The organism is Mesorhizobium sp. M4B.F.Ca.ET.017.02.2.1 (genome assembly GCF_003998955.1).
GTDB lineage: Bacteria > Pseudomonadota > Alphaproteobacteria > Rhizobiales > Rhizobiaceae > Mesorhizobium > Mesorhizobium abyssinicae.
In genome coordinates this window covers 1-8,266 of record NZ_RZOF01000283.1, presented here as the reverse complement: position 1 = coordinate 8,266, position 8,266 = coordinate 1, and the positions used below count along the sequence as shown (strand labels likewise).

Below are 8,266 nucleotides of genomic sequence, written 5' to 3'. Positions count from 1 at the left end.
GCCCGCACCCGCCCTTCATCGTGCCTGAGCCCTACAACGCCATGTATGATCCGGCCGACGGCCCCGCTTTCAGTCGCGCCGGGAACTGGCAGGCCGAGGCGGAAAGCCACCCGTACCTCGCTTACGATCTCGACCGCCGGATGCGGCAGAACTTCCGCCCCGGCGCCGAAGGCAAGGTGCGCGACTGGGGCGAGGACAATATCCGCGCCATCCGCGCCATCTATTACGGCATGATCTCCGAGGTCGACGCGCAACTCGGACGCCTTTGGCAGGCGCTCAAGGCGGCGGGAGCCTGGGACGAGACCGTGATCGTGCTGACCTCCGACCACGCCGAGATGATGGGCGACCATTTCATGCTCGGCAAGGGCGGCTTCTTCGACGGCAGCTACCACATCCCGCTGATCATCCGCGACCCGCGCCTTGGCCAGGCGGCCGGCGGCAGCGTCGATTGCTTCAGCGAGGCCGTCGATATCCTGCCGACCCTGCTCGATCTCCTCGGCGAGGATCCGCCACCGCATCTCGACGGCCGCTCACTGAAACCGTTCCTGGAAGGCGCTGCGCCGCGCGATTGGCGCGACGCAGCGCATTGGGAATTCGATTTCCGCTCGGTGGCCGATGGCGAGGCCGAGCGCCACTTCGGCATCGGCTCGCGCCAGTGCAACCTCGCCGTCATCCGTTCGCAAGACTTCAAATATGTGCATTTCGGCGGCGGCCTGCCGCCCTTGCTGTTCGATCTGAAGAAGGATCCGAGCGAGCTGACCAACGTCGCCAACGATCCCGCCTATCTCGCGGTGCGGCTGCAGTTTGCCGAAAGGCTGCTGGCCTGGCGGGCGGAGCATCTCGACCAGTCGCTGGCGCTGGCGGAGCTGACGGAGAATGGCGTGGCTGGATATGTGAGTAGGCAGTAGGCAGTAGAAAAGCTCATTTCCCTACTGCCTACTGCCTACTGCCTACTGCCTACTGCCTACTGCCACCCAACTCCTATTGCCTACTGCACCTTCATCCTCTGCTGGTCACGCTTCTCGGCGTAGCTGCCCTTGTCGTAGGCGGCCTGCGCTTCGAGCTGTTCCTTGGTGAAGGTGGTGTAGAGATATTTCTTGCCGTCCTTGTCGGTCATGAATTTGAGGTTGTCCATGCCGACAGCGACTTCCTTTTCGCCGATGCCGAGGAAGCCGCCGACATCGACGATCACCGCGTCCGGCTTGTTCTCGGGCGTCAGCACGACATCGCCAATCTCGCCGACCTGGACATCGTTGGCGCCGTAGACGGTCGTCCCTTTCAGGTCGTCACCCCGGATCTCGCCGACCGGCATCTCCGTCAGCGTCGACTTGTCGATCGCCGCGGTCTGCGTCGGGTCGGTGGTCTTGGCTTCAGGGGTTGGCGGCGCTGCCGGGGCCTCGGCCGTCTTTTCGGCCGGCGCCGGAGCGGTTGCGGTTGGAGCGGCGGCCTTTGGCACCTCAGCCGACGCGGTGGTTGCCGGCGCCGGATCATAGGCCTTGCGGTTGAAGTCCGGCTGCGCCTGCAGCTCTTCCTTCGTGGTCTCGGCGACCAGCCAGCGATCGCCGTTCTTTTCGGCCCACTTGGCCTTGGCGAAGTCGAAGGCGACGTTCTTCTCGCCTATGCCGAGGAAGCCGCCAACACCGATGACGAGCGCCTCGACCTTGCCGTCCTTGGTGAGCACGATGTCGTTGACGTCGCCGATGTTCTGCGCATCGTCGGCGGTGCCGTTGTAGACGGACTCGCCGATGATGTTGGTGGCGAGGTTGCCATCTGCCTTCTTCACCGGCTCAGCCGAAGCGGCATTCATGTCGACAGGCTTCTGCGCACCGGTGCCTTCCGTCGTGGTCGCCGGCGCCTGCGCTGTCGTGTCGGTCTGGGTGGCCGGTGCCGGATCATAGGGCTTCCTGTCGAAGTCCGGCAGCGCCGTCAGGGCTTCCTTGGTGGTCTCCGCGACAAGCCAGCGGTCTCCGTTCTTCTCGACCCATTGCAGCTTGTCATAGTCGAAGGCGACGTCCTTGGCTCCTATGCCAAGGAAACCGCCCACGCCGATGATGGCGGATTTTGCCTTGCCGGTCTCGTCAAAGACGACATCGCTGACCTTGCCAATATCCTGGGCATCGTCGGCGGTGCCGTTATAGACGGATTCGCCAATGATGTTGGTGGCGAGGCTGCCCTCGGCGCGCATCACGGGAACGGCCGGCGCTTCGTTCTGCGTGGCTGGCGCGGGCGTCGTTGCGGTTTGCGCCTGGACGCCGGTTGCTATCAGCGTGGCGAGCGCGGTGGTCGCAAAAAGGGTGCGGATCATAATGCTTCCTCCTCGTGCATGATTTTCGGGCACACCGCAGGGTCGCTGGAAGAGCGGCCGCGGCGCTTCTACAGATTCACAACGTCGTGACCAGATCGTTGTTCCGAAAAAGGCGGCTTCCCGCTCCGGACAAGCCCATGAAATTGCTGGCCCGGCTGCCGTGTTTCGGCGGACCCTGGAACCTTTCTCCGGGCATTCCGTTTCAGCCTGCGGCTGAGCCCTGCGGCTCGGTGAGCGAAACGGAGCGGGGCATGCGATTTGCGGCGGTGCTGAACCGGGACGGCGGCACCTTGCGGACCACCGATCTTTCCGGCTTCTGTGACCGGCTGCGCCAGACGCTGGAGGCGGCCGGCCATTCCATCGACGTCGATGTCGTTGCCGGCAAGGACATTGCGGCGGCCTTGCAGAAGGCGGTCCGGCGGCGCGGCATCGACGTCGTACTGGCCGGCGGCGGCGACGGCACCATTTCGACCGCGGCCGGCCTGCTGATGAACCGCAAGACGGCACTGGCCATCCTGCCGGCGGGCACGATGAATCTCTTTGCCCGCGGGCTCGGCGTTCCGCAGACCTTGGATGCGGCGCTGAAATCCTTTGCCGATGGCGAGGTGATAGAAGTCGATATGGCGAGCGCCAATGGCCGGCCTTTCGTGCACCAATTCTCCATCGGCCTGCACGCCAAGATGGTGCAACTGCGCGAGGGCATGGAATTTGGCTCACGCCTCGGCAAGATGCGGGCCTCGGCGCGTGCCGCCTGGGCGACGATCAAAAACCCGCCGGCCTTGAAGGCGACGCTCACCATCGGCGAGGCGGAAATCGTAACCCGAGCCACCGGCATCGGCGTCACCAACAACCTGTTCGGGGAAGGTCACCTGCCCTATGCCGACAATCCCACCGGCGGCGTACTCGGCATCTACATCTCGGTGGCGCGCAGGCGCGGCGAATTGGTCAGGGTCTTCTTCGACATGGCGCGCGGCAAATGGCGCGACAGCGCCCATGTCGAAATCCATCAGGCGGAGAGTGCGAGACTGAAAATCCATGCCGCGAGCAGCAAATACCGCGCCGTCATGGATGGTGAGCTGGTCAAGCTCGAACGCGAGACCGAGATCGCAATTCACCCCGGAGCGCTAAGGGTGCTGGTCCCGTCTCGCATCGCACGGGCGGAGGCGGCGTGATGCATAGGGAACGGGCGGAGGCGGCGTGATGCATAGGGAAACGACATTGGCGCGACCGCTAGCCCTTCGGCCCCTGTTCGGTGGTCGGAGCCTTGATCACTTCCCCATAAATCTCCGCGACCCCCCAGGCGACGAATGCCAGAAGCAGGCCTGCGACAAGGATCTTGAGCACGTTGACGCCCCAGCGTCCCTGACGGGCTTTCTCCTCGGGGATGATCTTGGTCATGGTCGGCCTCCGTATCGTTTGGCACCGGCCGGCGCGTCTGGCAGAATATGGTCGGGTAACGGTTCCTCGCCGCGAAGGTTCCGGAGCCTGGGGCGTACGCATTGGTCGGCACCGCGGCCGTTGGCAGCGGGACGCGGCATTTGGGGGCTTGGTGGATAGCAGGGTTCGCAAAACGCCGGGACTGCCGGCCGACGTCCTTGGCGTCGTGAAGGCGCAGGATCGACTTGCCGTGCTTCACGGTCTGCTTGATACGGCGCCCGATCCTGATTTCGACCGCATCACAGCTCTTGCCGCCGCTGTGCTCCAGGCGCCGATCGCGCTGATCACCCTGGTCGACGCCGAGCGCCAGTGGTTCAAGTCGAGCCTTGGCCTCGACGAAACCGAAACCACCGCGGGAATGCCCTTCAGCGCACATGCCATCGCCGCCGGCGACGAGCCGATGGTGGTGACCGACGCGACCCTGGACCCGCGCTTCGCCGCCAGTCCCGCAGTCAGCGGCAAGCATCGGATCCAGTTCTATGCCGGCGTCCCGATGGTCGTGGCGGGCGCCCGTATCGGCACGCTCTGCGTGCTGGACCGCAAGCCGCACGCCTTTCCGTCCGCAGTCCAGCTCGGCCAGTTGAAGGCACTGGCCGAACTCGCCGCCAGCCTGTTCACGCTGAAGGACGCCACCCGCAGCGGCGCTATCGCAAAGGAGGCCCTGGCACAGGAGGAAAAGCGTCGCGCCATCGCCCTCGACGCCGCCTCGCTCGCCAGTTGGGCATGGGACATCCGCACCGACATCATCGAATGCGACGTCCTGCTGTCCGAACTTTTCGACCTGCCGCGCTCGAACCGGCTGAAGGCGCGCGACATACTGGCGGCCATCGATCCGCGCGACGTCTATCAGACCGAGACGCGCTTTCGCGACGCGCTGACCGGCAGCGACGACTATTTCGGCGAATACCGGGTGAAGGGCATCTACCCGCCGCGCTGGATCGCCACCCGCGGCCGCGTCATCGAACGCGACAGTGACGGCAAGCCGACGCTGATCTTCGGCGTCAACTACGACATCACCGAGCGCAAGCTCGGCGACGAGCGCCAGCGCCTGTTGCTGCGCGAGCTGAACCACCGCGTCAAGAACACCCTGGCCACGGTGCAGGCGCTGGCGACGCAGACCGTTCGCCACGCCCGGCAGCCGAGCGAATTCCTGGAAGCCTTCGGCGCCAGGCTGCAGGCGCTGGGCGCCGCCCACAATCTCCTGTCCGACCGGGAATGGCGTGGCATCGGCATCCACGAACTGGTGCAGATCGAAGCCAAGCCGTTCGACAGCGCCGCGCAGCCGCGCATGACGATCACCGGAGAAGACCTGCTGCTGACCCCCGACCAGGCAGTGGGACTTGGCCTGATCCTGCATGAGCTGGCGAGCAATGCCCTGCAATACGGCTCGCTGTCGGTCGCCACCGGCAGGGTCGAGCTCGGCTGGAAGACGCAAGGCAGGAAGGGTGCCCGTCATCTGGTGCTGACCTGGCGTGAAACCGGCGGCCCGCAGGTCGAGCCGCCGGACCGTCACGGCTTCGGCTCGATCCTGATCCGCCGCAGCCTGGCCAAAATCATTTCCAGCGCGGTGAAGCACGAGTTCCGCCCGGATGGCGTCTTTGCCGAAATATCGATACCGCTCGAGGATCTGCCGAAATAGTCCATAGCACGGTGCGTCGGAGCGGATTCACGCCGCGCGCCCGGCTCTAGTCCGCATCGTCGGCGTCACGATCCGGTCCGGCATTCTCGCGGTAGATGGCGTAGGCGGCGAGCGCGATCGCCGGGGCGAGAACGGCGCCGAGCCCGCCCTTTCCCTTGAGCAGGACGGGCAGGGCAGCGAGCGCGGCGGTGATGCCGAGCGCCTTCATGTCGGCACTGCGCTGTCGCGCCCGGCGCCGCGCGCGCAGGCCCGCCGACAGCCGGTAAACGATGAGGACCGATCCGGCGATCACCAGGAAGCCGACGCCGAAACCCAACGAGGCCGCCATCGGGCCATAAAGCCCGGCGATCCAGATGTAAGCCGCGCCGATGAGAAAGCCGACGCCGCAAATCACTGCGAGCGTGACGATTATGTAGACGATCGCCGCGGTCCGCGCGCGGCCAAGCGCCGCCAAGGCCTCGCCGGAGGCGAGAGCCGAAATCAGCGATGCCAGCATTGCCATCGGGTGGGACTAGCGCCGCGCCAGAAGCGCGAACAGGAAGCCGACGCCCGCCGCGATCGCCAGCGAGGTCACCGGCTTTTCGCGCACATTGGCAACGATCTGCGCCTCGATATCCCTAGCATTGCCGCGCAACCCTTCGAAGGCGGCCTCGCCCTGGGCGCGCAGTTGTTCGACGCCCTCGGTGGCCGCCCGCCGCGCCGTTCCGTAGCCGTGCTCGCCGGTCTTGGCCAACTGCTTGGTCAGTTTTTCGATGTCGGCCTTCAGTTGCCTGATGTCGGCTTCGAGGTCGGGACTCGTCCGGCCGTCTGTCGCGGATTTTCCTGCGGCGGTCGCCATAGCTTAACTCCTTGCGTTTGCTTGCTTTCAACGTCCAACATACGGCAAGGTTCCGCGCCAAAAAAAGGGGACTTGGCGAAGCGCTTCGGCGCCGCGGCGCCCTATCCGAACCGCGCCTTCCTGTCTCATCAAAACTTCATCGGCGCTCCGACACAACTTTTTAAATGACAGCTCGCCCGATAGCGCTCATGACTGCCTCTTCCGGAAGACATTACCGCAAGGAGACTTCGCTAGGTGCCATTGCTTGACGGATTGCGGATTCTCGTCCTCGAGGACGAATTCCTGATCGCCGCCGACGTCGAACAGTTGTGCCGCGACTATGGCGCCGGCGAGGTGGTTGTTGCCGGCGACCTTGCGGAGATCGAGCCGGAGCACGTGGCCGCGCAATTCGATGCCGCCATCGTCGACCTGATGCTGAGCGGCACCTCTACCCTCGGCTTCGCCTCGCGGCTGCGCGAATCGGGCCTGCCCTTCATCTTCGCCTCCGGCCACTCCGAGGTGGACGAATTGAAGACGGCCTTTCCGGAGATCCGGCTGGTCAGCAAACCCTTCTCCGGCGAGGACCTCGTCGAAGCGGTGGCGGCGGCCTGCGGCCGCGGACCGCTCGCCTGAGCAAGCAACGCCACGGTTTTTCAGTCCGGAATTCGTCAAACAGGGATAGAGCGGTAGGCGGCCGGATAGTCAGGCGGCGTTCGACCCCGTCACTTGCGCCGAGATCGCGTCCGGGCCGTACTCGTCTTCGCCCGAGATTTTCAGGATCTCCTGCAGCCTGGCGCGGGCGCGGCTGACTCGGCTCTTGATCGTCCCGACGGCACAGCCGCAGATTTCGGCCGCCTCCTCGTAGGAAAAGCCCGACGCGCCGATCAGGATGATGGCTTCGCGCTGATCCTCCGGCAACTGTTCGAGTGCGCCGCGAAAGTCTTTGAGATCGAGTTGGCCGTGCTGGGCCGGATGGACGGCGAGCCTCGCCGTCATGATGCCGTCGCTGTCCTGCACCTCGCGGCCGCGCTTGCGCATCTGCGAGTAGAACTCGTTGCGCAGGATGGTGAACAGCCAGGCCTTGAGATTGGTGCCCGGCTGGAAGCTCTCATGCTTGTCCCAGGCCTTGACCAGCGTTTCCTGCACCAGGTCGTCGGCCTTGTCGGCGTTCTGCGTCAGCGACACGGCAAAGGCGCGCAGACTCGGGATCGAGCCGAGCAGGTCGGTCTTGAAGCTCTGCGAGACGGCCGCCATGCCTCAGTCCTTTTTCCGCGCGGGCTCGGCCTGCTCAAGCTCGCTGAGCAGTTGGGCGAAGCGGTCCGGCACGTGGTCGGAGACCAATTCATCGTAATATTGCTTGAGTTTGCGGCCGATTTCCGAGTTTGGCCCCAAGGGGTCGCCGGAAACAACCCGACGCCGGCCCGCGGCGCCGGCCGAAGTGTCTTTCGTCATGTCCTTCATTTCGCCCTTTATTTCCAGCACCCTGGCCGCCCCTAACATACAACGCAAAGCGGCCCCCTCATCTGGTTGCCCATCCCGATCTCAAACGTCGTCCCCTTATATTAGTTCCATCGCAACCGGAACTTTTTCGGCAAGCCGGCGTTTGGCTCCTCGGGGCTTGCAATCAGCTTGGCCAGCCACCTATGCAATAGCCACCTGATGCAATTGCGTCATCTGAGGGAGACGTCCAACATGAGCCTGTCCGCCACCATCACGCCGCACCTTCCGTTCCTGCGCCGCTTCTCGCGCGCGGTTTCCGGATCGCAGGAGAGCGGCGATGCGCTGGTCGCCGCGATGCTCGAAGCCATCATCGCCGATGTCGATATTTTCCCCCAGGCATCGAACGACCGCATCGCGCTGTACAAGGTTTTCGCGCGGCTCTTCACCTCGATCGCCATTCGCGTTCCGCAGGAACATGCGCAATCGGCATGGGAGCAGCGCGCGGCCGCCAATCTGAACGCGATCGCCCCTCGCCCGCGCCAGGCCTTCCTTCTGGTTGCGGTCGAAGGCTTCAGCGAAGACGAGGCGGCCGAGGTCCTGGATGCCGACGAACAGGAATTCTCCGACC

General features: G+C 64.8%; 10 protein-coding genes and 1 pseudogene. 5 read left to right on the top strand and 6 right to left on the bottom strand.

Going from position 1 to position 8,266, the window contains the following annotated elements; all coding sequences use genetic code 11:
• The coding region (locus tag EN738_RS26070) for a sulfatase/phosphatase domain-containing protein (protein WP_127286211.1) at nucleotides 1–908 on the top strand (908 nt) is incomplete at its 5' end.
• An 80-nt stretch (nucleotides 909–988) separates the two neighbouring features.
• On the opposite strand, the gene EN738_RS26065 is transcribed toward EN738_RS26070, so the two are convergent.
• Nucleotides 989–2,305 (bottom strand): PRC-barrel domain-containing protein, encoded by a 1,317-nt coding sequence (locus EN738_RS26065; protein WP_127286210.1) that lies wholly within the window; start codon nucleotides 2,303–2,305, stop codon nucleotides 989–991.
• A gap of 251 nt (nucleotides 2,306–2,556) precedes the next feature.
• Here EN738_RS26065 and EN738_RS26060 point away from each other — a divergent pair, with 251 nt between their 5' ends.
• Nucleotides 2,557–3,477, top strand: a complete 921-nt coding sequence (locus tag EN738_RS26060) for a diacylglycerol kinase family protein (protein ID WP_127286209.1) — start codon at nucleotides 2,557–2,559, stop codon at nucleotides 3,475–3,477.
• Nucleotides 3,478–3,535: 58 nt separating this feature from the next.
• Here the strand turns inward: EN738_RS26060 and EN738_RS35700 are convergent, their stop codons facing one another.
• On the bottom strand, nucleotides 3,536–3,703 hold the full coding sequence (locus EN738_RS35700) for a hypothetical protein (RefSeq protein ID WP_187331436.1): 168 nt from the start codon (nucleotides 3,701–3,703) through the stop codon (nucleotides 3,536–3,538).
• A 151-nt stretch (nucleotides 3,704–3,854) separates the two neighbouring features.
• Between EN738_RS35700 and EN738_RS26050 the strand changes: the two genes are divergently transcribed.
• Complete coding sequence (locus EN738_RS26050) at nucleotides 3,855–5,381, top strand: HWE histidine kinase domain-containing protein (RefSeq protein WP_127286208.1); 1,527 nt, start codon at nucleotides 3,855–3,857, stop codon at nucleotides 5,379–5,381.
• 46 nt (nucleotides 5,382–5,427) lie between these two features.
• On the opposite strand, the gene EN738_RS26045 is transcribed toward EN738_RS26050, so the two are convergent.
• Nucleotides 5,428–5,883 (bottom strand): hypothetical protein, encoded by a 456-nt coding sequence (locus EN738_RS26045; RefSeq protein ID WP_127286207.1) that lies wholly within the window; start codon nucleotides 5,881–5,883, stop codon nucleotides 5,428–5,430.
• Nucleotides 5,884–5,892: 9 nt separating this feature from the next.
• Nucleotides 5,893–6,219, bottom strand: a complete 327-nt coding sequence (locus EN738_RS26040) for a DUF883 family protein (protein WP_127286206.1) — start codon at nucleotides 6,217–6,219, stop codon at nucleotides 5,893–5,895.
• A 240-nt stretch (nucleotides 6,220–6,459) separates the two neighbouring features.
• Here EN738_RS26040 and EN738_RS26035 point away from each other — a divergent pair, with 240 nt between their 5' ends.
• Entirely contained in the window at nucleotides 6,460–6,831 is a 372-nt protein-coding gene (locus EN738_RS26035) for a response regulator (protein WP_127286212.1), read from the top strand.
• A gap of 69 nt (nucleotides 6,832–6,900) precedes the next feature.
• On the opposite strand, the gene EN738_RS26030 is transcribed toward EN738_RS26035, so the two are convergent.
• Nucleotides 6,901–7,452, bottom strand: a complete 552-nt coding sequence (locus EN738_RS26030; protein WP_126057999.1) for an RNA polymerase sigma factor — start codon at nucleotides 7,450–7,452, stop codon at nucleotides 6,901–6,903.
• 3 nt (nucleotides 7,453–7,455) lie between these two features.
• Nucleotides 7,456–7,659, bottom strand: coding sequence for a NepR family anti-sigma factor (locus EN738_RS26025; RefSeq protein WP_187331438.1), 204 nt, complete (start codon nucleotides 7,657–7,659; stop codon nucleotides 7,456–7,458).
• A gap of 231 nt (nucleotides 7,660–7,890) precedes the next feature.
• On the opposite strand from EN738_RS26025, the pseudogene EN738_RS26020 reads away from it, so the two are divergent.
• Nucleotides 7,891–8,266: pseudogene (locus EN738_RS26020) on the top strand (response regulator); the annotation flags it as partial.

Coding starts and splice junctions, on each gene's coding strand:
- EN738_RS26065 (WP_127286210.1), bottom strand. CDS start 2,305: ATGATCCGCACCCTTTTTGCGACCACCGCGCTCGCCACGCTGATAGCA.
- EN738_RS26060 (WP_127286209.1), top strand. CDS start 2,557: ATGCGATTTGCGGCGGTGCTGAACCGGGACGGCGGCACCTTGCGGACC.
- EN738_RS35700 (WP_187331436.1), bottom strand. CDS start 3,703: ATGACCAAGATCATCCCCGAGGAGAAAGCCCGTCAGGGACGCTGGGGC.
- EN738_RS26045 (WP_127286207.1), bottom strand. CDS start 5,883: ATGGCAATGCTGGCATCGCTGATTTCGGCTCTCGCCTCCGGCGAGGCC.
- EN738_RS26040 (WP_127286206.1), bottom strand. CDS start 6,219: ATGGCGACCGCCGCAGGAAAATCCGCGACAGACGGCCGGACGAGTCCC.
- EN738_RS26030 (WP_126057999.1), bottom strand. CDS start 7,452: ATGGCGGCCGTCTCGCAGAGCTTCAAGACCGACCTGCTCGGCTCGATC.
- EN738_RS26025 (WP_187331438.1), bottom strand. CDS start 7,659: ATGAAGGACATGACGAAAGACACTTCGGCCGGCGCCGCGGGCCGGCGT.